This window comes from Streptococcus sp. HMSC074B11, from assembly GCF_001808705.1.
GTDB lineage: Bacteria > Bacillota > Bacilli > Lactobacillales > Streptococcaceae > Streptococcus.
Map to the genome: position 1 here is coordinate 30,476 of NZ_KV794218.1, position 23,384 is coordinate 53,859.

The 23,384-nt window shown below is 41.2% G+C and carries 18 protein-coding genes and 2 pseudogenes; 18 read left to right on the forward strand and 2 right to left on the reverse strand.

Annotation, left to right across the window (positions count from 1 at the left end):
• The first annotated feature begins 132 nt into the window (after positions 1-132).
• The 11 genes and pseudogenes from purF to purB all read left to right on the forward strand — a co-directional run bounded on the left by purF (position 133) and on the right by purB (position 12,117).
• Positions 133-1,575, forward strand: coding sequence for an amidophosphoribosyltransferase (purF, locus tag HMPREF2619_RS00175; RefSeq protein WP_070457959.1), 1,443 nt, complete (start codon positions 133-135; stop codon positions 1,573-1,575).
• A 40-nt stretch (positions 1,576-1,615) separates the two neighbouring features.
• Entirely contained in the window at positions 1,616-2,638 is a 1,023-nt protein-coding gene (purM, locus tag HMPREF2619_RS00180) for a phosphoribosylformylglycinamidine cyclo-ligase (RefSeq protein WP_070457961.1), read from the forward strand.
• Complete coding sequence (gene purN / locus HMPREF2619_RS00185) at positions 2,638-3,207, forward strand: phosphoribosylglycinamide formyltransferase (RefSeq protein WP_070457964.1); 570 nt, start codon at positions 2,638-2,640, stop codon at positions 3,205-3,207. Before purM ends, purN begins: the two co-directional genes overlap by 1 nt.
• Before the next feature lie 697 nt (positions 3,208-3,904).
• A complete protein-coding gene (purH, locus tag HMPREF2619_RS00195) occupies positions 3,905-5,452 on the forward strand; it encodes a bifunctional phosphoribosylaminoimidazolecarboxamide formyltransferase/IMP cyclohydrolase (RefSeq protein WP_070457970.1) in 1,548 nt (515 codons plus the stop codon).
• A 121-nt stretch (positions 5,453-5,573) separates the two neighbouring features.
• On the forward strand, positions 5,574-6,839 hold the full coding sequence (gene purD / locus HMPREF2619_RS00200) for a phosphoribosylamine--glycine ligase (protein WP_070457973.1): 1,266 nt from the start codon (positions 5,574-5,576) through the stop codon (positions 6,837-6,839).
• Between the two features lie 60 nt (positions 6,840-6,899).
• Positions 6,900-7,016: pseudogene (locus HMPREF2619_RS11725) on the forward strand (phosphoribosylaminoimidazole carboxylase).
• A gap of 30 nt (positions 7,017-7,046) precedes the next feature.
• Entirely contained in the window at positions 7,047-7,538 is a 492-nt protein-coding gene (gene purE, locus HMPREF2619_RS00205; protein WP_070457976.1) for a 5-(carboxyamino)imidazole ribonucleotide mutase, read from the forward strand.
• A complete protein-coding gene (purK, locus tag HMPREF2619_RS00210; RefSeq protein WP_070457979.1) occupies positions 7,525-8,604 on the forward strand; it encodes a 5-(carboxyamino)imidazole ribonucleotide synthase in 1,080 nt (359 codons plus the stop codon). Before purE ends, purK begins: the two co-directional genes overlap by 14 nt.
• A gap of 82 nt (positions 8,605-8,686) precedes the next feature.
• The gene (locus HMPREF2619_RS00215) at positions 8,687-9,826 is read left to right on the forward strand and encodes a DUF262 domain-containing protein (protein WP_070457982.1); all 1,140 of its coding nucleotides are present in this window, start codon (positions 8,687-8,689) and stop codon (positions 9,824-9,826) included.
• Positions 9,823-10,785, forward strand: a complete 963-nt coding sequence (locus HMPREF2619_RS00220; protein ID WP_070457985.1) for a hypothetical protein — start codon at positions 9,823-9,825, stop codon at positions 10,783-10,785. The genes HMPREF2619_RS00215 and HMPREF2619_RS00220 overlap by 4 nt, the downstream gene beginning before the upstream one ends.
• 33 nt (positions 10,786-10,818) lie before the next feature.
• Positions 10,819-12,117: an adenylosuccinate lyase gene (purB, locus tag HMPREF2619_RS00225; protein WP_070457989.1), complete on the forward strand. Its 1,299-nt coding sequence runs from the start codon at positions 10,819-10,821 to the stop codon at positions 12,115-12,117.
• Between the two features lie 46 nt (positions 12,118-12,163).
• Here purB and strH read toward each other — a convergent pair whose 3' ends face one another.
• Together strH and HMPREF2619_RS00235 are read right to left on the reverse strand one after the other, a co-directional pair.
• A complete protein-coding gene (gene strH, locus HMPREF2619_RS00230; RefSeq protein WP_070457992.1) occupies positions 12,164-16,030 on the reverse strand; it encodes an LPXTG-anchored beta-N-acetylhexosaminidase StrH in 3,867 nt (1,288 codons plus the stop codon).
• A 271-nt stretch (positions 16,031-16,301) separates the two neighbouring features.
• Positions 16,302-17,018, reverse strand: a complete 717-nt coding sequence (locus tag HMPREF2619_RS00235; protein WP_070457995.1) for a GntR family transcriptional regulator — start codon at positions 17,016-17,018, stop codon at positions 16,302-16,304.
• Between the two features lie 333 nt (positions 17,019-17,351).
• Between HMPREF2619_RS00235 and HMPREF2619_RS00240 the strand changes: the two genes are divergently transcribed.
• The 7 genes and pseudogenes from HMPREF2619_RS00240 to HMPREF2619_RS00270 form a co-directional block, all read left to right on the forward strand.
• Positions 17,352-19,139, forward strand: a complete 1,788-nt coding sequence (locus tag HMPREF2619_RS00240) for a glycoside hydrolase family 35 protein (RefSeq protein ID WP_070457998.1) — start codon at positions 17,352-17,354, stop codon at positions 19,137-19,139.
• Positions 19,136-19,612 (forward strand): PTS sugar transporter subunit IIB, encoded by a 477-nt coding sequence (locus HMPREF2619_RS00245; protein ID WP_070458000.1) that lies wholly within the window; start codon positions 19,136-19,138, stop codon positions 19,610-19,612. Before HMPREF2619_RS00240 ends, HMPREF2619_RS00245 begins: the two co-directional genes overlap by 4 nt.
• A 26-nt stretch (positions 19,613-19,638) precedes the next feature.
• Positions 19,639-20,544: a PTS mannose/fructose/sorbose/N-acetylgalactosamine transporter subunit IIC gene (locus tag HMPREF2619_RS00250; protein WP_070458003.1), complete on the forward strand. Its 906-nt coding sequence runs from the start codon at positions 19,639-19,641 to the stop codon at positions 20,542-20,544.
• Positions 20,531-21,352, forward strand: coding sequence for a PTS system mannose/fructose/sorbose family transporter subunit IID (locus HMPREF2619_RS00255; protein ID WP_000185293.1), 822 nt, complete (start codon positions 20,531-20,533; stop codon positions 21,350-21,352). The genes HMPREF2619_RS00250 and HMPREF2619_RS00255 overlap by 14 nt, the downstream gene beginning before the upstream one ends.
• A 3-nt stretch (positions 21,353-21,355) precedes the next feature.
• Positions 21,356-21,760 carry a PTS sugar transporter subunit IIA gene (locus tag HMPREF2619_RS00260; protein ID WP_083279558.1) on the forward strand — a complete coding sequence of 135 codons (405 nt, stop codon included), beginning with the start codon at positions 21,356-21,358 and terminating at the stop codon, positions 21,758-21,760.
• Between the two features lie 219 nt (positions 21,761-21,979).
• Complete coding sequence (locus HMPREF2619_RS00265) at positions 21,980-23,146, forward strand: SIS domain-containing protein (RefSeq protein ID WP_070458007.1); 1,167 nt, start codon at positions 21,980-21,982, stop codon at positions 23,144-23,146.
• A gap of 10 nt (positions 23,147-23,156) precedes the next feature.
• Positions 23,157-23,384 (forward strand): annotated as a pseudogene (locus HMPREF2619_RS00270) (tagatose-bisphosphate aldolase); the annotation flags it as partial.

A 23,384-nucleotide genomic window follows, 5' to 3' on the forward strand; every position in this document is an offset into this window, starting at 1 on the left:
TGTAAAATCAAGTAGATGCAACTTGCGATAATTGCAAATGATTTGTTGTTGCGAGTGAAACGAGCTTCTACCGTATCATTCCGCTCTAGTATCGTTAAGGAATGATGCAGAAATGAAAATTAGGTATATAAAATGACATACGAAGTAAAATCTCTTAATGAAGAATGTGGTGTTTTTGGTATCTGGGGTCACCCAGACGCTGCCAAATTGACCTATTTTGGACTCCATAGTCTTCAGCACCGTGGTCAGGAGGGGGCAGGAATCCTCTCCAATGACAAAGGGAAATTGAAGCGTCATCGTGATATGGGGCTTTTATCAGAAGTCTTCAAAAATCCTGCGAATTTGGATAAATTGACAGGAACTGGAGCGATTGGACACGTGCGTTATGCGACTGCGGGAGAAGCTTCTGTAGACAATATCCAACCTTTCCTCTTTCGCTTTCACGATATGCAGTTTGGTTTGGCTCATAATGGGAATTTGACCAATGCAGAATCTCTCAAGAAAGAATTGGAACAAAGAGGAGCAATCTTTAGCTCGACTTCTGATTCAGAAATCTTGGCTCACTTGATTCGCCGTAGCCACAATCCAAACCTGATGGGTAAAATTAAGGAAGCCCTCAGTCTTGTTAAAGGTGGTTTTGCTTATCTCTTGATGTTTGAAGATAAGTTAATTGCAGCGCTTGATCCAAACGGGTTCCGTCCTCTGTCAATCGGGAAAATGGCTAATGGAGCAGTAGTGGTTTCATCTGAAACCTGTGCCTTTGAAGTAATCGGTGCTGAGTGGATTCGCGATGTGAAACCAGGCGAAATTGTCATCATTGATGACAATGGCATCCAGTATGACAGCTATACAAACGATACTCAGCTGGCAATCTGTTCCATGGAGTATATCTACTTTGCCCGTCCCGACTCTAACATCCACGGAGTCAATGTTCATACGGCACGTAAGCGAATGGGAGCTCAATTGGCACGTGAATTCAAGCATGAAGCTGATATCGTAGTTGGGGTACCAAACTCCTCACTCAGTGCCGCTATGGGTTTTGCGGAAGAATCTGGTCTGCCAAATGAGATGGGTCTCATCAAGAACCAATATACGCAACGGACCTTTATCCAGCCGACTCAAGAATTGCGCGAGCAAGGGGTTCGGATGAAATTGTCTGCCGTTTCTGGTGTCGTTAAAGGCAAACGCGTGGTCATGATTGATGATTCGATTGTACGAGGAACAACATCACGTCGCATTGTCCAACTCTTGAAAGAAGCGGGGGCATCAGAAGTACACGTTGCCATTGGTAGTCCTGCTCTTGCCTATCCATGTTTCTACGGGATTGATATCCAGACACGTCAGGAGCTGATTGCGGCCAATCATACGGTCGAAGAGACTCGCCAAATCATTGGTGCGGATAGTCTGACTTATCTTTCTATTGATGGCTTGATTGATTCTATCGGCATCGAAACAGATGCGCCAAATGGCGGTCTCTGTGTCGCTTACTTTGACGGTGACTACCCAACGCCTCTCTACGACTATGAAGAAGACTATCGTAGAAGTTTGGATGACAAGATCAGTTTTTACAAATAGACGGCTAAAGACTCTCGATTAAAGAAAAGGAATGAATAAAATGACAAATAAGAATGCATACGCTCAATCAGGTGTGGACGTTGAAGCGGGTTATGAGGTTGTAGAACGAATCAAAAAACACGTAGCACGTACAGAGCGTGCGGGTGTTATGGGAGCTCTTGGTGGTTTTGGTGGCATGTTCGACCTTTCAAAAACAGGTGTTAAAGAGCCAGTTTTGATCTCAGGAACAGATGGTGTCGGAACTAAACTTATGCTTGCTATCAAGTACGACAAGCACGATACTATCGGTCAGGACTGTGTGGCTATGTGTGTCAACGATATCATCGCTGCAGGGGCAGAGCCTCTTTACTTCTTGGACTATATCGCAACTGGGAAAAATGAACCAGCTAAGCTAGAACAAGTGGTTGCTGGTGTGGCTGAAGGTTGTGTACAAGCCGGTGCAGCCCTTATCGGTGGTGAAACGGCTGAAATGCCTGGCATGTACGGCGAAGACGACTATGACTTGGCTGGTTTCGCAGTCGGTGTGGCTGAAAAATCTCAAATCATCGACGGCTCAAAAGTAGCTGAAGGGGATGTGATTCTGGGGCTTGCTTCAAGCGGTATCCACTCAAACGGTTACTCACTCGTGCGTCGTGTCTTTGCTGATTACACAGGTGAAGAAGTTCTCCCAGAACTTGAAAGCAAAAAACTTAAAGACGTTCTTCTGGAACCAACTCGCATCTATGTTAAGGCTGTCTTGCCACTCATTAAAGAGGAATTGGTGAATGGTATTGCCCACATCACAGGTGGTGGTTTCATCGAAAATGTGCCACGGATGTTCACTGATGATTTGGCTGCTGAAATTGATGAAAGCAAAGTGCCTGTTCTTCCAATTTTCAAAGCTCTTGAAAAATATGGCCAAATCAAACATGAAGAGATGTTTGAAATCTTCAATATGGGGATTGGTCTCATGCTTGCGGTGAAGCCAGAAAATGTGGAACGTGTCAAAGAACTTCTTGACGAACCTGTTTATGAAATTGGTCGGATTGTCAAGAAGACAGATGCAAGTGTGGTGATAAAATAATGGCTAAAAAAATTGCTGTTTTTGCTTCTGGAAATGGTTCAAACTTTCAAGTCATTGCAGAGCAATTTCCAGTTGAATTTGTCTTTTCAGATCACCGGGATGCCTATGTACTTGAGCGTGCAGAAAAGCTAGGGGTTTTATCTTATGCCTTCGAACTCAAAGAGTTTGAGAACAAGACAGACTACGAAGGAGCCATTGTCGAGCTCTTGGATGAACACCAGATTGACTTGGTTTGTCTCGCAGGTTACATGAAAATCGTCGGTCCAACCTTGTTAGCAGCTTATGAAGGCCGTATCATCAATATTCACCCAGCTTATCTCCCTGAATTTCCAGGCGCTCATGGTATTGAGGATGCTTGGAATGCAGGCGTTGACCAGTCTGGTGTGACCATTCACTGGGTGGATTCGGGTGTGGACACTGGTAAGGTTATCAAACAAGTCCGAGTGCCACGCTTTGAAGGTGATACCCTTGATACTTTCGAAACTCGCATCCACGCAACAGAGTACAAACTTTATCCAGAGGTGTTGGAACTTTTGGGAGTGGAGAGGAAAGAAAGAAATGCTAAGTAAATATTATTTTGAGTTATCGAACGAAGTAAAAAATATAAGCAAGTATTCTAACAAAGAGGAAAAAAGTAAATACCCTAAATGGTATCGGTTGAAAAGAATATTTTATATATCTATTATACTACTATATATATTATATATATTGTTTATATTATCTCCACTGATTTTAAAAAATATTTATTGGTATTGGGTGATAATCTCGTTTTTAGCAATCGATCTTATTACTCTAGTTATAACTACATTCTTTATATTTCGAGAATCTAAAAGAGTTCCCAATATTTACGCAACTAGGTCAGAGAAATTAAAAGAATATATCATAAAAAATTTTTCTGAAAGTCCTCTAAATGCAGTCGAAAGTTTAATAGAAGAATGTCGGGAATTTATAGAAAATCGCCAAAGAAGATTTTCTACAATTTCGAAGGCGTTATCAGTTACACTATCGATTGCAATTTTACCAGTACTGAATGTTAATTTAAAATTCTTCTTCAGTGGTAATTTATTTGACGAGATACAAAAGGATACAAAGAGTGCAGCTATATTAATAGGATTATTACTTATTGTATTGTTTATTATTTTATTCTTTATTTGGTTGTGGGATATCATAATATATGATCTACCATTTGGGGCAAATGGACGCAATATAAATCAATTAAAATTATTAATAGAAGTAAGGTATTTAATGTATAAAGGAAAAACTAACATGACTAAACGTGCACTAATTAGTGTTTCAGACAAAGCGGGCATCGTTGAATTTGCCCAAGAACTTAAAAAACTCGGTTGGGATATCATCTCAACAGGTGGAACTAAAGTTGCCCTTGACAATGCTGGGGTAGATACCATTGCCATTGACGATGTGACTGGTTTTCCAGAAATGATGGACGGTCGTGTCAAGACCCTCCACCCAAATATCCACGGTGGTCTCCTCGCTCGTCGTGACCTCGATAGCCACCTAGAGGCTGCCAAGGACAACAAGATTGACTTGATCGACCTTGTGGTGGTAAATCTTTATCCATTCAAGGAAACCATTCTCAAACCAGACGTGACTTATGCGGATGCCGTTGAAAACATCGATATCGGTGGTCCATCAATGCTTCGTTCAGCAGCTAAAAACCACGCTAGCGTAACGGTTGTGGTAGATCCTGCTGACTATGCGGTTGTTTTGGACGAATTGGCAGCAAACGGCGAAACAAGTTACGAAACTCGTCAACGTTTGGCAGCTAAGGTTTTCCGTCACACTGCGGCTTATGATGCCTTAATCGCAGAATACTTCACAGCTCAAGTAGGGGAAAGCAAACCTGAAAAACTCACTTTGACCTATGACCTTAAGCAACCAATGCGTTACGGTGAAAACCCTCAACAAGACGCAGACTTCTATCAAAAAGGTTTGCCAACAGCTTACTCAATTGCTTCAGCTAAACAGCTTAACGGTAAAGAATTGTCATTCAACAATATCCGTGATGCTGATGCCGCTATCCGTATCATTCGTGATTTCAAAGATCGTCCAACCGTTGTGGCTCTCAAACACATGAACCCATGTGGGATCGGTCAAGCTGATGATATCGAAACTGCTTGGGACTACGCTTATGAGTCTGACCCAGTTTCTATCTTCGGTGGTATTGTCGTTCTCAACCGTGAAGTAGATGCTGCGACAGCTCAAAAAATGCACGGTGTTTTCCTTGAAATCATCATTGCACCAAGCTATTCTGACGAAGCACTTGAAATCTTGACGACTAAGAAGAAAAACTTGCGTATCCTTGCCTTGCCATTTGATGCTCAAGACGCTAGCGAAGCAGAAGCAGAATACACAGGTGTTGTTGGTGGACTCCTTGTTCAAAACCAAGACGTGATCAAAGAAAGCCCGGCAGACTGGCAAGTGGTGACTAAACGCCAACCAACTGAGACAGAAGCGACAGCCCTTGAGTTTGCTTGGAAGGCTATCAAGTATGTCAAATCAAATGGTATCATCGTGACCAATGACCACATGACACTTGGTGTTGGCCCTGGTCAAACCAACCGTGTAGCTTCTGTTCGTATCGCTATTGATCAAGCTAAAGACCGTCTGGATGGCGCTGTTCTTGCTTCTGATGCCTTCTTCCCATTTGCGGATAACGTGGAAGAAATTGCCAAAGCAGGTATTAAGGCCATCATCCAACCGGGTGGATCAGTCCGTGACCAAGAATCCATCGAAGCTGCAGATAAATACGGCTTGACTATGGTCTTCACAGGCGTGAGACATTTTAGACATTAAGAAAACGAAAGGGAAGAAAACAGTTTCTTTCCTTTTTTGCTTAAAAAAGCTTAACGAAACAAGATTAAAACGAACGTTTATGATATAATGTTAGTAAATAATTCGCAAAAGAGGTTGAGAGATGAAACTGTTAGTTGTTGGCTCAGGTGGTCGTGAGCACGCGATTGCCAAAAAGTTGTTGGAGTCTAAAGACGTTGAGCAGGTTTTTGTGGCTCCTGGGAATGATGGGATGACTTTAGACGGACTTGATTTGGTAAATATCTCTATTTCCGAACATTCTAAGCTGATTGACTTCGCAAAAGCAAATGACATTGCTTGGACCTTTATTGGACCGGATGATGCCCTTGCAGCTGGTATTGTAGATGATTTCAATGCAGCTGGTCTCAAAGCTTTTGGTCCGACTAAAGCTGCAGCTGAGCTGGAGTGGTCTAAGGATTTTGCTAAGGAAATCATGGTCAAATACGACGTTCCGACAGCAGCCTATGGGACTTTTTCAGATTTCGAGGAAGCTAAGGCTTACATCGAGGAAAAAGGAGCTCCAATCGTCGTCAAGGCAGATGGTTTGGCCCTTGGGAAAGGTGTCGTTGTTGCGGAGACAGTTGAGCAAGCAGTTGAAGCCGCTCATGAGATGCTTTTGGACAATAAATTCGGTGATTCAGGCGCGCGCGTGGTCATCGAGGAATTCCTTGACGGGGAAGAGTTCTCTCTCTTTGCCTTTGTCAATGGTGATAAGTTCTACATTATGCCAACGGCACAGGACCACAAACGTGCCTACGATGGCGACAAAGGCCCTAACACTGGCGGGATGGGTGCCTATGCGCCAGTTCCTCACTTGCCACAGAGCGTGGTTGACACAGCGGTTGACACTATTGTCAAGCCAGTTCTTGAAGGAATGATCAAAGAAGGTCGTCCTTACACTGGTGTCCTTTACGCTGGACTTATCTTGACAGCTGATGGCCCTAAAGTCATCGAATTCAACTCACGTTTTGGTGATCCTGAAACGCAAATCATCTTACCTTGTTTGACATCTGACTTTGCAGAAAACATCACTGACATTTTGGATGGCAAAAAGCCAGCCATCACTTGGACGGACAAGGGTGTGACACTAGGTGTGGTTGTAGCCTCAAATGGCTATCCACTTGCTTATGAGAAGGGTGTCAAACTTCCAGCCAAGACAGAGGGCGACATCATCACTTACTATGCTGGTGCTAAATTCGCTGAAAATGGTCAAGACCTCCTCTCAAACGGCGGACGCGTCTATATGCTCGTCACAACAGCAGACACCGTCAAAGACGGCCAAAACATTATCTACAACGAACTCAACAAACAAAACACAGAAGGCTTGTTCTACCGAAATGACATTGGTAGCAAGGCTATAAAAGATTAAAAGATATTATAGTTGTCATGGCGAGCGAAAGCGAGCCAATGAGCGACAATCACCGCCGTTGTGAAAGAACGATTGGATTATAAGCCAATCGTTCAGGGAAATCGGAAGACTTAAGGCTTCCGATTTAGGCATGAGACACCTTTGGTGGCTGCTGCCGTCCCTCACAACCTAAGGTGATTGTCAAAAAAGGAAGAAAAAGGAAAAATTATGACTAAACCAGTAATTTCCATCATCATGGGCTCAAAATCCGACTGGGCAACCATGCAAAAAGCCGCTGAAGTCCTTGACAACTTCGGTGTTGCTTACGAAAAGAAAGTTGTTTCCGCACACCGTACACCAGACCTCATGTTCAAACATGCGGAAGAAGCACGTAGCCGTGGCATCAAGATCATCATCGCAGGTGCGGGTGGTGCAGCTCACTTGCCAGGGATGGTCGCTGCTAAGACTACACTTCCAGTCATTGGTGTGCCCGTCAAATCACGTGCGCTTAGCGGTGTGGATTCTCTCTACTCTATCGTTCAGATGCCAGGTGGGGTACCTGTCGCAACCATGGCTATCGGTGAGGCTGGAGCGACTAACGCGGCCCTCTTTGCCCTCCGTCTCCTCTCAGTAGAAAACCAGGCCATTGCAGATGCGCTTGCTAACTTTGCTGAAGAACAAGGAAAAATCGCAGAGGAGTCTACAAATGAGCTCATCTAAAACAATCGGAATTATTGGTGGCGGTCAGCTTGGTCAGATGATGGCCATTTCTGCTATCTACATGGGTCACAAGGTTATCGCGCTGGATCCTGCAGTGGATTGTCCAGCCTCTCGCGTGGCGGAAATCATCGTGGCTCCTTATAATGATGTGGATGCCCTTCGTCAGTTAGCAGACCGATGTGATGTCCTCACTTATGAGTTTGAAAATGTCGATGCTGACGGCCTTGACGCTGTTATCAAAGAAGGACAGCTCCCGCAAGGAACCGACCTACTTCGCATCTCCCAAAACCGTATTTTTGAAAAAGACTTTCTTTCCAATAAGGCACAAGTCACTGTGGCACCATACAAGGTTGTGGCCTCAAGCCAAGACTTGGCAGATATCGACCTCTCTAAAAACTATGTTCTCAAGACTGCGACCGGTGGCTACGATGGCCATGGTCAAAAGGTTATTCGTTCAGAAGAAGACTTGGAAGAAGCCTATGCACTAGCTGATTCAGCAGACTGTGTTTTGGAAGAATTTGTCAACTTTGACCTTGAGATTTCTGTCATCGTGTCAGGTAATGGCAAGGATGTGACAGTCTTCCCTATTCAGGAGAATATCCATCGTAACAACATTCTTTCAAAAACCATTGTGCCTGCTCGCATTTCTGATAGTTTGGCTGAGAAAGCCAAGGCCATGGCAGTGCGAATTGCAGAACAGCTTAACTTGTCTGGAACTCTCTGCGTGGAAATGTTTGCGACTGCTGACGACATCATTGTCAATGAAATTGCGCCACGTCCACACAATTCAGGTCATTACTCGATTGAGGCCTGCGACTTCTCCCAGTTTGACACCCATATCTTGGGCGTTCTCGGAGTACCACTCCCAGCAATTCACCTTCATGCTCCTGCTGTTATGCTCAATATTCTCGGCCAGCATGTTGAGGCTGCTGAAAAATATGTCACAGAAAATCCAAGCGCCCACCTCCACATGTATGGTAAAATAGAAGCGAAGCACAATCGCAAGATGGGACATGTGACTTTGTTTAGTAGTGTGCCGGATGAGGTGGAGGAGTTTGAGGAGTAAAAAATAGGTGTAGACAGTGTTATGTTAGATTTTCGGGATAGGTAGAAATTGCTTATTAAAGTTTTTTAAGGAGGTTTATGAAGTGGGGAAAAAAGAAACTGGAATAGAGGAAGTTGAGATTCAATCTGATGATCTATCAAGTATTGATGATACTGTTTTTAAAATTAGGTATTGGAATACAACATATACATTCGAGAGAATAGCTCAGCTTTACAGAAAGGAAAAGTTTGTTATTCCTGATTTACAAAGAGCATACGTTTGGACACAGGATATGGCATCGAGATTAATCGATTCTATTTTACTAGGAATACCCTTACCTAATTTCTTTATTTATAAAAATGAAGATGATACAAATGATATTATAGATGGTTTGCAAAGAATTATTACAATAGCAACCTTTATGAGTGAAGAAAAATTACCTGATAAAAAAATAATGTTCAAACTAAGTAACAATAATTCAGTCAGCTCCAAATGGCGTGGGAAATCATTTAGTGAGTTAACGCCAGAAGAGCAGGATAGACTGAGAGACGGTGAAGCGAATATTGTTTTTTTCGAACAACGCTATCCATCTACAAGAAAAAACGACATAAAAAAACATGTGTTTGAAAGAATAAATACTGGTGGTGTTAAGTTAACTTCTCAAGAAATAAGAAATGCTTTATACCCAGGTCCTTTGATGGAAAGGATTAAAGAGTTATCTTTTAAATGGAGAATGCTTGAAAAGCGTTTTACTGAAAAAGATTATAAGAAGTATAAAATAGATGAGCTGATTTTACGTATTGTTTCAATAGATAGTATTGTGAGCAATGATTATGAAGGATTGATAAAGAACGATCTTGGAGAAATTGTCCGTGCTAAAATTTCAAGTTCTATTATCTTGAAAAATCAAATTGACTGTTTTATGGAAAAATATCAAAATGGATATAAGGAACTTAATGTTTTTGAAGAGGCATTGGAAAGATATTATTCAGAAGAATACCCTAATTTTTTAGGTCGAAACAAACATAATATAAATTCGGTGTATGCTGAGACTGTATTTGTACTGCTTATGGCATCAATTAGAGGTGAAGTAAATCTTGATTTTTCTGAAGGAAATTATTGTCAGATAAAGGAACTGAGCTCAGAGAAAAAGTTGCCCTTTACTCGTAGAACAACAAATATAGATAATTTAAAAAAACGTCTTGATATATTTAAAGAAATATTGAGCGAGGGGCTGAGATGAGGCGGTTTTTTGTAAGATTACCTAGCTATCTTGGAGAAGATATTCGTTACATATTGACTGAATTTGAGAGATTAGAAATGCAGCTAACGGAGATGGAAGAAGAGTATAGTATTGAAAAACGCCATCTAATTCTCCTTATCGCAACATTTACTGAACAATCACTAAAATTGTTTAGGGATAATATTGTAAATGTCGATGAAGACATTCCTGAACATATTAAACAATATTTTCGAATAAAAAATGAAAAAGAACCTCTGTATGTAAAAAAGGATAGTGGAGATTCTATTTTTAAAAGTTTTGGTTTAAATGTAGAGAGTATTACAGCAAAAAAAATTAATCAAAAAAAACGAATAAGTTTTTTTGAAGGCCAACAGGATTTAGATGATTTCGAGACAATAATTAACAAGAATAGAAATATGGCTGCACATGAAACACAGCCAAACTTTACATTGGATTTTATTAAGATAAAAAAATTTTATGATTATTGTTTGTTATTTTTAGAACATTATTATCAACAGTTGGAGTCAATTATAAGTAATAGTAATGAAAATAGTATTTTTTTCTCTATAGAAAGATATATGGAATACTTTGTGAACGAATTTACCGAGGGGGTTGAAATGTTTTATTTAAAAAACAAACCTTCGATAAATATAAATTCAAAGGTTAAGGAACAATTCTCAAAAGATGAGTGGGAGATAGTTTTTAAACAATTTCTTATGATGCATGATTCCAAGAAGGCAAATAATAACTTCCTAAAGTCAGATATTCCAGTGTCGCAATTTACAACGTTATCTCAAGACTTAATGAGGCCTAAGAGGGAATGGGGAATGTTAGGTGGTCAAGATGCTATGCTATCAAAGTGTTCTCAGTTAGCAGGTATGGCAGAAGATAACAGAAAATTTATAAAATTTCCGATCAAAATAAAAGACAAAGAAATATTTTTTGGTAGAACAAGATAAGAAATATTTTATAGAATATTAAGGAGAAACAACATGATCGAACGTTATTCTCGCCCTGAGATGGCGAACATTTGGACTGAAGAAAATAAATACCGTGCTTGGCTTGAGGTGGAAATCTTGGCTGACGAAGCATGGGCTGAATTGGGAGAAATCCCTAAGGAAGATGTGGCTTTGATTCGTGAAAAAGCGGACTTTGACATCGACCGTATTTTGGAAATCGAGCAGGAGACTCGCCACGACGTGGTTGCCTTCACACGTGCGGTTTCTGAGACTCTTGGTGAAGAACGCAAGTGGGTTCACTATGGTTTGACATCTACTGACGTGGTGGATACTGCCTATGGTTACCTCTACAAACAAGCCGACGACATCATCCGCAAGGATCTTGAAAACTTCCTCAATATCATCGCTGATAAAGCGAAAGAACACAAGTTCACTATCATGATGGGGCGTACCCACGGTGTGCATGCTGAGCCGACAACTTTTGGTCTTAAATTGGCCACTTGGTACAGCGAAATGAAACGGAATATCGAGCGTTTCGAGCATGCGGCTGCTGGTGTGGAAGCTGGTAAGATTTCTGGTGCGGTTGGTAACTTTGCCAACATCCCACCATTCGTTGAAAAATACGTCTGCGATAAATTGGGTATCCGTGCCCAAGAAATCTCTACACAGGTGCTTCCTCGTGACCTTCACGCTGAGTACTTTGCAGTTCTTGCTAGCATCGCAACTTCTATCGAGCGTATGGCGACTGAGATTCGTGGTCTTCAAAAATCAGAACAACGTGAAGTGGAAGAGTTCTTTGCCAAAGGTCAAAAAGGGTCTTCAGCAATGCCTCACAAACGCAACCCTATCGGTTCTGAAAACATGACGGGTCTTGCGCGTGTGATCCGTGGTCACATGGTCACAGCTTATGAAAATGTGTCACTCTGGCACGAGCGTGATATCTCTCACTCATCAGCTGAGCGCATCATCGCACCAGATACAACCATCTTGATTGACTATATGCTCAATCGTTTTGGAAACATCGTTAAGAACTTGACAGTCTTCCCAGAAAACATGATCCGCAACATGAACTCTACATTTGGTTTGATCTTCAGCCAACGTGCTATGCTGACTTTGATTGAAAAAGGCATGACGCGTGAGCAAGCTTACGACCTTGTTCAACCAAAGACTGCCCAATCATGGGATAACCAAGTTGACTTCAAACCACTTCTCGAAGCAGATCCAGAAGTGACTTCACGTCTCACTCAAGAAGAAATCGACGAAATCTTCAACCCAACTTATTACACTAAACGTGTTGATGAAATTTTCGAACGCATCGGTTTGGGTGACTAATGATCACAATAAAAAGCGAGACTTTTGTCCCGCTTTTTATTTGTGCTTAATCTTTTTTCTTGCTAAGTCCGTAAGCTGTGAGAGCAGTCATAAGACCAGTAGCAATCAACCATTCTGAACCTTGGCTTCCTGTTTCAGGAAGTTTATTTTCTTTTGCTACAGGAGCTGGGCCTTGAGGAAGAGCTTTGTTTTCCTCAGCAGGAACAGATGCTGGAGCTGGTTCATTTGGAATTTCTAGTTTTGGTTTTTCTTCCGCAACAGGAGCTGGCACATTTGGAATCTTGAGTGCTGGTTTTTCTTCAGCGATAGCTGCTTGACCATGTTCATCGCCGACGTGAGTGACAGGGTTGCCAACTTCGATCACTTGAGCGACTGGTTCTTGAGCGACAACACTAGTAACCAATGTTTTAACTTCAGTTCCATCAGCAGCAGTAGTCACAGAGTAAAAATGGCTACGACGACCGTTGACACCTGCAGTTACTAGACGAGTTTGTCCCTTAGGTAGTGAAGGAGTCTCGCGAGTGATGGTTGTAAATGGAATTTCTTCATCTTCGATGACTACACGAGGTTTATTTACAACAGGAGCTTGACCTTTTTCGTCTCCTACATGTGTTGTTAATGTTCCAACTTCGACAACTTGATTAACAGCTTCTTTCGTTACTTGTCTTTCAAGAACTGTTTCTGTTTGCTTGCCATTCTCAGTCACAACTGAAAGATAGATAGTCCGTTCACCTTTGACACCTTCAGTGATGACTTTCTCTTTTCCTGCTGGTAGGTTAGGATTTTCTTTCTTAACAATCTCAAACGGAATTTCTTCTGTCTTAACTAGAAGCTCTGGTCGGTTTTCAACTGTAGCAGCAGTTTCACTCTCATCAAGGCTTCCTGAGTGAGTTGCAGCTGGTTTAAGACCTAGTCTAGCTACTTTAAGATTAGCTACAAGTGCATCCAACTCAGCTTGTTTATTACGGTTAAGATTGTAGTTAAGAGCTTCTTTAGCAACTTTGAGAGCGTCTAGGCTTTCTGTGCTATATCCTTCTAAGTTTTCAGGGATTTGAGCAAGTTCTTCGCGTAGTGCTTTGTAGTCAGCACGGAAGTAGTCTTTGTTGTGATCTGCAAAAGCAGTCATAAGTTCAAAGATTTCTTCTTCCTTGTATTCAGCGCTTGGTCTATCAGCCCAAATAGCTAGCATACTACCAATCGTAGGTAGATCAACTTCAGGATATTTAGTTGATGCTAGTTGGTTAAATGGAGTTTTTTCAGTATTTTCAATAGCTTTCTTGAGGAAGCCACCGCCATCTTCTGGTTTTTGACCGAGAATGTAGTACCAATCTCCATTCGTGTTAAGGAATTTATAGCCTTTGCTTGCTAGGTATTGAGGAGACGCAAGGTTGTAACCCCACCATCCTTTAGACCAGTAAGAGATGATAACGTCTTTATCAAACTCAACATCATCCTTGTCTTCGTAGTAGAAGCCATCGTTAAAGGCCATTGGTTGCAAGCCTTTTTCTTTAGCCATGGCAGCTAGGCTATTAGAGTATTCAGCAAATTTGACGTAGAGACCATACCACTTGAGGTAGTACCACCCTTGAGCATTGGTAGCATCGTTAGCATACTCATCTGTACCATAGTTAAAGATTTTAGTCTTGCCTGCAAAGAAGTCCATGTACTTACCGATAAGGGCTTTTGTAAAGTTCATTGCTTCTTTGTTTTCAAGGTCCATAGTTGTTTTTGAAACCTTGTCAAAGTTGGCTTGAGGGTTTGCGATGCCTAATTTTTCCATAGCGACAAGCATAGCATCCATGTGACCTGGGCTATTGATAGCTGGGATCAATCCAATCCCTTTGTCCTTAGCATACTGGATAAGCTCAGTGATTTCAGCTTGGTTCAAAGTAGTTCCATTAGGATCGTCGTAGTAAGATTTTGTTCCTTCGATGATGGCCTTTTTCACATCGTCGCTTGCATAAGTCTTGCCGTTTGCTGAGATACTCATATCATCAAGTAGGAAGCGAAGTCCATCGTTTCCAAGGAGCAAGTGAAGATCAGAGTAACCGAGTTCGCTGGCTTTATCTACGATGCGTTTAAGTTGGTCTAGCGTGAAGTATTTACGTCCAGCATCGATAGAGATTACCTTGTTCTTAGCTAGTTTTTCAACTTCGCGTTTAGCATCTTCTTCTTTTTGAGCTTCTGGAGTGAAGGTCAAGTTGCTAACAGCTTCTTGGAGTTTTGCAATCGCTTGATCAATAGTATCTTGTTGAGCACGGCTAAGGTTGCTATCGAGAGCACGGATGGCTTTTTCAGCTTCTTTAACGGCTGCAATACTTTCTTCTGTGTAGCGAGTAAGGTCTGTTGGAACTTCTTTCAGAGCTTGTTCAGCAGACTCGTAGTCAGCAGCGAAGTATTCAGCATTTGAGTTTGCGAATTGACGCATGAGTTTGAAGAGACGAGATGGAGAGTAGCGAGCAGATGGAGTATCAGCCCAAGCAGCTACCATACCACCGATAATAGGAACGTCAGCTCCTTCTGTTTTTGGTACAGAAGTAATCGGTGTGCTCTTAATACCGTTCAATCCTTGGTCCAGGTTGTACCAACCTTGTCCGTCGGCATTACGGCCGAGAACGTAGTACCAAGCATCGTTAGTATTGAGGATTTCGTGTCCTTTTTCAGCTAGTAATTTAGAAGAAGCGACATCGTAACCGCCCCAGCCACCAGTCCACATAGAGACGATGATGTCCTTGTCAAAGGTACCAAAACTTGTATCGCTATTATAGTAGATACCGTCGTTGAAGGCCATAGGTTTTAGACCGTGAGATTTGACGATACGAGCTAGGTCATTAGCATAGGCGATGAATTTGTCATAGCCCTTGTCTGGGAATCCATCTTCTGGATACCATTTATAGGCTTGAAGAACGCTCCATCCTTTAGCATCCGTAGCATCGTTAGCGTACTCATCCAAACCGATGTTGAAGATTTCAGACTTACCAGCAAAGTAGCCTGCATACTTGTCAATCAAAGCTTTTGTGAAGGCAACTGCTTTTTCATTGTCAAGGTCGACAGTACGTGCTGATTCTTTACCAAAATAGTTAAAGTTAGGCTTTTCAATACCCAGTTCTTTCATGGCATTGAGGATAGCGTCCATGTGACCAGGACTGTTAACAGATGGGATAAGTCCAATACCTTTATCTTTAGCATAGTTAATCAAGTCGGTCATTTGGCTTTCAGTTAGATGATTGCCGTTTGGATCGTTGTAGTAGGCATTTGTTCCATTTTCAATAGCACGTTTGACATCATCGCTTGCATAAGTCTTGTCCCCTACAGTTAGAGACATATCATCAAGCATAAAGCGCAAGCCATCATTGCCGACTAGGAGATGAAGATCAGTGTAGCCATAGTGTTTGGCTTTGTCGATGATTTCTTTCAGTTGTTCAGGAGAGAAGTATTTACGCCCTGCATCGATTGAAACGATTTTCTTTTTAGCCAGTTTTTCATTGACTTGAGCTGCTCTCTCTGTGGTGACTGCAGGAGCTTCAACTTTAGCAATTTCTTTGCTTTCTACCTTTTCTGGTTCTGGCTGCTTAGCTTCTTCAGTTACTTCTGGTTTTGCTGGAGTTTCTTCGGTTGCAACAGTTTTTTCTACGACAGGTGCAGGAGTAGCTTCAACTTTTGGTGCTTCAGTGTTTGTTACTGGAGTTGCTGGAGCTACGGCTTCTGGTGTAGGACCAGTTTCAAGTTTTTCTTCGCTAGCCTGTGGAGACGATTCACCTGTAGCTTGGATAGTAGGTTGATTCTCTGTTGTAGTAGGTACGACTCCATCAGCGGCAACAGCTTGCGCATGAAAGGCAAAGCCGATCAAGACAGAAGCTGCTCCGATTGCGTATTTACGAATAGAGAAACGCTGTTTATTTTCTGGTTTCATTAAATAACCTCCTAATTTATTGTTTTGGTAGCGTTTTCACAAACTGATTCCATTGTATTATCTGAAACTAGTAAAGTCAAGTATTTTAATAAAATACCTATAAAAAATATAAGAAGTTATTTAATTTGAACTAATTTTCAATTTTTACTCTGTTTTTAGTAAAATTTCTCCAAATTATAGTTTAAAGTCATTTGATATTTCCTACTAAAAGCTAGCGTGCTATAATGAAAAACAGAAAAGCCTGAAACGATTGTCTCAGACTTTTTAATGTTTAGTGATCGCGATCACATGAGATAAATTTAATCTTATAGAAATCAGAACGTTTGTAAGTTTCAATGTATTCCAACACTTGGCCAGTTGACTCAAGTTTAGTTGTCTTGGTTTGGAGAACAGTTGGGAACTGAGCGTCGATTCCTAGGATAGAAGCAGCATGTTCTGGAGTTGGAAATACAATTTCATTGATTTCTTCAAAATGCTCGTCATTCATGTGAATGTGGTAGTCCAATTTGAAACGATTATAGATAGAACTATAGTATTCAAGATTTGGATAGTTTGCATTGATGTATTGTTCAGGGATATAAGATGTGTGGTAGATATAAGTAACACCGTTAGATTCACGGATACGTTCGATTTTGTAATAAAATTGATCGCCACGCAATCCCAATTTTTCTAAGTAGTAAAGATCGTTACCGCGTTCAATGGAAAGAACAGTGACTTTATCGTCCTTGGTTTCAAAAATTTCTACATCAGAAAATTCTACGAGTTTGTGCTTGCGAGCGCGAGCCACAAAGGTTCCCTTTCCTTGTTGGCGGACAATATAACCGTCTTTAGCAAGGTCGTTTAAGGCGCGAACAACAGTGATTGAACTTACGTCATACATTGCAATCAATTCTGCTTCAGTGTAGAACTTGTCGCCACTTGCAAATTGACCTGAAATGATTTTGTTTTTCAATTCATCTTTGATATATTGATACTTTGGAATTGCCATATTTTCACCTCATTTTTTCCTTCTCCATCTTCGATTTTACCATAAATAGTTTGAAAATGATAGTAAATAATGTAAAAAAATAAAATAATAAAATAATATTCTAAGTGATTGACTTACATATTATTTACGGTTATAAACTCATACATTTATGCTATCTAGATCGAAAATATTTAAGAAAAAAATTTTTTTACAAGAATTTTAGAAAACAATTCAGTAAAAAAAAGAAAAATTTTAAATAATTTTCGAAAAATCTATTGACAAGATGGATTCATTAGTTTATCATTTAATATAACAACAAATGAAAGCGCAAACGGAAAAGTATGGGGTGGTAAAATGACAAGGTTTAAAATTGAGGATGATTTTTACCTAGATGGGGAACCATTCAAAATTTTATCTGGTGCCATTCATTATTTTAGAATTCCTGAAGAAGACTGGTATCATTCATTGTACAATCTCAAGGCTTTAGGTTTTAACACTGTTGAAACATATGTCGCTTGGAATTTACATGAACCAACTGAGGGAAACTTCAATTTTGAAGGCAATCTTGATATTGAAAAATTTCTTCAGACAGCTCAGGACTTAGGCTTGTATGCTATTGTTCGACCATCTCCCTTTATCTGTGCAGAGTGGGAATTCGGTGGTTTACCAGCTTGGCTTTTAAATAAAGACATGCGAATCCGTTCCTCTGATCCAGCCTTTATAGAAATGGTAGGACGCTACTATGATCATTTACTTCCACGTCTTGTTTCAAGATTGTTGGATAATGGTGGTAACATCCTCATGATGCAGGTTGAAAATGAGTACGGTTCATACGGTGAGGACAAAACCTACTTGCGTGAGATTCGCCGATTGATGGAAGAACGTTCAGTGACTTGTCCGCTCTTTACATCTGATGGTCCATGGCGAGCAACTCTGAAAGCTGGTACCTTGATTGAAGATAATCTCTTTGTGACAGGGAACTTTGGTTCAAAAGCTAACTTTAACTTCTCGCAAATGCAAGAGTTCTTTGATGAGTATGGCAAGAAATGGCCACTCATGTGTATGGAATTCTGGGATGGATGGTTTAACCGATGGAAAGAACCAGTCATCACGCGTGAGCCAGAGGAGTTAGCAGAAGCCGTACATGAGGTACTAGAGCAAGGCTCTATCAACCTTTACATGTTCCACGGTGGAACCAACTTTGGATTTATGAATGGTTGTTCAGCTCGAGGAACTATTGATTTACCACAAGTAACATCTTATGATTATGACGCTCTCCTTAATGAAGCTGGCAATCCAACTGCTAAATACATGGCAGTTAAGAAAATGATGGCAACTTACTATCCTGAGTATCCACAATTAGAACCGCTTTACAAAGAGAGTATGGAAGTTGAAAACATTCCACTGGTTGAGAAAGTTTCTCTGTTCGAAACCTTGGATAGCCTAACAAGTCCAACTAAAAGTCTCTATCCTAAGAAAATGGAAGAGTTGGGACAAAGTTACGGTTATCTACTCTATCGTACAGAATCTAGTTGGGATGCAGAAGAAGAACGTATTCGTATCATTGATGGTCGAGACAGAGCTCAGCTATTTGTAGATGGTAAATGGGTTACAACTCAGTACCAGACAGAAATTGGTGAGGACATCTTCTATCAAGGAGAAAAGAAAGCGCTCTCTCGTTTTGATGTCCTGGTAGAAAATATGGGGCGTGTCAATTACGGACATAAGTTCCTAGCAGATACACAACGAAAAGGGATTCGTACAGGTGTCTGCAAAGACCTACACTTTATGCTGAACTGGGAACACTATCCGCTTCCACTAGATAATCCTGAAAAGATTGATTTCTCAAAAGGATGGACAGAAGGACAACCTGCCTTTTACGCCTATGACTTTGAAGTTGGGGTGCCAAAGGATACCTACTTAGACTTATCTGAGTTTGGTAAAGGGATTGCCTATGTCAATGGCCGTAATCTAGGACGTTTCTGGAATGTTGGTCCAACCTTATCGCTTTATATTCCGCACAGCTATCTCAAGGAAGGTGCTAACCGCATCATTATCTTTGAAACTGAAGGGGAGTATAAAGATCACATACATTTAACTCGTAAACCTACACTAAAACATATAAAGGGGGAAAATTTATGACAATTGTAGGATGCCGTATCGATGGACGTTTGATCCACGGACAAGTAGCAAACCTTTGGTCTGCTAAACTTAATGTTTCACGTATCATGGTCGTTGACAATGAAGTTGTTAACAACGATGTTGAAAAGAGCGGATTGAAGCTTGCAACACCACCAGGTGTAAAACTTAGCATTTTGCCAGTTGAAAAAGCTGCAGCCAATATCCTTGCTGGTAAATACGATAGCCAACGTCTTTTGATTGTAGCACGCAAACCTGACCGTTTCCTCGGTTTGGTAGAAGCAGGTGTGCCACTTGAAACTGTCAATGTCGGCAACATGTCTCAAACACCAGAAACACGTGCGATCACACGTTCTATCAACGTTGTAGATAAAGACGTGGAAGATTTCCACAAATTGGCGGAAAAAGGTGTTAAACTTACTGCTCAAATGGTTCCAAATGATCCAGTTTCAGACTTTTTGAGCTTATTAAAATAGGAAAAAATTTTTAGGAGGTCATTGTTATGATACAATGGTGGCAAATTTTACTTCTCACTTTGTACTCAGCTTATCAAATCTGTGATGAGTTGACGATCGTTTCTTCTGCAGGTTCCCCTGTATTCGCTGGTTTCATTACTGGTTTGATCATGGGAGATTTGACAACTGGTTTGTTTATCGGTGGTAGCTTGCAGTTGTTCGTACTTGGGGTAGGTACCTTTGGTGGTGCTTCTCGTATCGACGCAACTTCTGGTGCGGTTCTTGCGACTGCTTTCTCAGTTGCACAAGGAATTGATACAGCACTTGCGATTACAACAATCGCTGTGCCAGTAGCAGCACTTTTGACTTACTTCGACGTACTTGGTCGTATGACTACTACATTCTTCGCTCACCGTATTGATGCTGCGATCGAACGCTTTGACTACAAAGGAATCGAACGCAACTACCTTCTTGGTGCGCTTCCATGGGCTGCTTCTCGTGCCCTTCCAGTCTTCTTTGCCCTTGCTTTTGGTGGTGCCTTCGTACAATCAGTAGTAGACTTAGTTGAAGCTTACAAATGGGTTGCAGATGGTTTGACACTCGCAGGTCGTATGCTTCCAGGTCTTGGATTCGCTATCTTGCTTCGTTACCTTCCAGTTAAACGTAACCTTCACTACCTTGCTATGGGATTCGGTTTGACAGCTATGTTGACTGTACTTTACTCATACGTAACAGGTCTTGGTGGAGCAGTTGCTGGTCTCATTGGCACTCTTCCTGCTGACGTTGCTGAAAAAATTGGCTTTGCAAACAACTTCAAAGGCTTGTCTATGATCGGTATCTCTATCGTAGGTATCTTCCTTGCGGTGCTTCACTTCAAAAATAGCCAAAAAGTAGCTGTAGCAGCACCTTCTACACCATCAGAAAGTGGGGAAATTGAAGATGACGAATTCTAATTACAAACTAACAAAAGAAGATTTTAATCAAATTAACAAACGTAGCTTGTTCACTTTCCAATTGGGATGGAACTACGAACGTATGCAAGCATCAGGTTACCTTTACATGATCTTGCCACAATTGCGTAAAATGTATGGAGATGGAACTCCTGAGTTGAAAGAAATGATGAAAGTTCATACTCAATTCTTCAACACTTCACCATTCTTCCACACAATCATCGCTGGTTTTGACCTTGCCATGGAAGAAAAAGATGGCGTTGGCTCAAAAGATGCGGTTAACGGTATCAAGACAGGTTTGATGGGACCATTCGCTCCTCTTGGAGATACTATCTTTGGTTCACTTGTTCCTGCTATCATGGGATCTATCGCTGCAACAATGGCTATCGCTGGCCAACCTTGGGGTATCTTCCTTTGGATCGCAGTTGCAGTAGCGTATGACATCTTCCGTTGGAAACAATTGGAATTTGCATACAAAGAAGGGGTTAACCTTATCAACAACATGCAAAGCACTTTGACAGCTTTGATTGAAGCTGCATCTGTACTTGGTGTGTTCATGATGGGTGCTCTTGTAGCAACAATGATCAACTTTGAAATTTCATACAAATTGCCAATCGGTGAAAAGATGATTGACTTCCAAGACATCTTGAACTCAATCTTCCCACGCTTGCTTCCAGCAATCTTCACTGCCTTCATCTTCTGGTTGCTTGGTAAGAAAGGTATGAACTCTACAAAAGCTATCGGTATCATTATCGTGCTTGCCTTGGCTCTTTCTGCCTTTGGTAAATTTGCACTTGGAATGGGCGCATAATTTATGACTAAATCATTGATTTTAGTGAGTCACGGTCGTTTCTGTGAAGAACTTAAAGGTAGCACAGAAATGATTATGGGTCCACAAGAAAATATTCATACAGTAGCTCTTCTTCCAGAAGATGGACCAGAAGATTTCACTGCGAAATTTGAAGCTGCTGTCGAAGGTTTGGATGATTTCCTAGTCTTTGCGGACCTCCTTGGTGGAACACCATGTAACGTGGTGAGCCGTCTGATTATGGAAGGTCGCGACATCGAACTTTATGCAGGAATGAATCTTCCAATGGTGATTGAATTTATCAATGCGAGTCTAACTGGCGCTGATGCAGATTATAAAAATCGTGCTTCAGAGAGCATTGTCAAAGTTAATGATTTATTGGCAAGCTTCGAGGACGATGAAGATGAATAATACTCTTCATAAATCAAATTCAAACCACGTCAGCTTCGTCTTGCCGTACTCAAGTACAGCCTGCGGCTAGCTTCCTAGTTTGCTCTTTGATTTTCATTGAGTATAACATGTGATTGCGTTAAAACGTTAAATCATCTTATAGAAAATATACATGGGAATGGGAGCAGCTCCCATTCCCATGTTTTCAATCATGAAACAATATTAGATTAGAGGTTTTCAATGCTAGATTATACAAAAGAAGATTTGCTTGAGTTGGGAGCAGAAATCACAACTCGCGAAATTTACCAACAACCAGACGTTTGGAAAGAAGCTTTTGAAGCTTATCAAGCACGACGTGATGAAATTTCAGCCTTCTTACAAGGAATTGCTGACAAACATGACTACATCAAAGTTATCCTTACTGGTGCTGGAACTTCTGCTTATGTAGGTGATACTCTGGTTCCTTACTTTAAAGAAGTTTATGATGAACGTAAATGGAATTTCAATGCTATCGCGACAACTGATATCGTAGCAAACCCACAAACTTATTTGAAAAAAGATGTGACAACTGTTTTGGTATCATTCGCGCGTAGCGGGAACTCACCTGAGAGTGTGGCAACAGTTGACTTGGCCAAGGCTTTGGTTGATGAGCTTTATCAAGTGACCATCACATGTGCAGCTGAAGGGAAATTGGCTCTCCAAGCGCATGGTGATGACCGCAACCTCTTGCTCTTGCAACCAGCTGCTTCTAACGATGCTGGGTTTGCCATGACTTCAAGCTTCACTTCAATGATGTTGACCGCACTGTTGGTATTTGATCCAACAGACTTTGCTGTTAAAGCTGAACGTTTCGACGTTCTATCTAGTTTAGCTCGCAAAATTCTTGACAATGTGGCAGATGTCAAAGAGTTGGTTGACCTAGACTTTAACCGAGTGATTTATCTAGGTGCAGGTCCATTCTTTGGTCTGTCTCATGAAGCACAGCTTAAAATTTTGGAATTGACTGCTGGTCAAGTAGCGACTATGTATGAAAGTCCAGTTGGCTTCCGTCACGGTCCAAAATCTCTTATCAACGAAGATACAGTCGTTTTGGTATTTGGTACTACAACAGATTACACTCGTAAATATGACTTAGACTTGGTTCGCGAAGTTGCTGGCGACCAAATTACTCGTCGAGTTGTTCTCTTGAGTGATCAAGCCTTCGGACTTGAAAATGTTAAGGAAGTAGCACTTGGATGCGGTGGGGTTCTGAATGATGTTTACCGTGTCTTCCCTTACATCGTTTATGGTCAGTTATTTGCTCTCTTGACTTCACTTAAAGTTGGTAACAGACCAGATACACCATCACCTACAGGTACAGTTAACCGTGTTGTTCAAGGTGTCATTATTCACGAATTTGAAAAATAAGGAAGAATCTATGAGTAAATTAACATTAAGTCCAAATAAACTTGCTTGCATGCAAAAACTCTCAGACGAGAATGGTATCATCTCAGCTCTTGCTTTTGACCAACGTGGTGCTTTGAAACGCCTCATGGCTCAATACCAAACAGAAGAGCCAACAGTAGCTCAAATGGAAGAACTTAAAGTCTTGGTAGCGGATGAATTGACAAAATACGCTTCATCTATGCTTCTTGACCCTGAATAC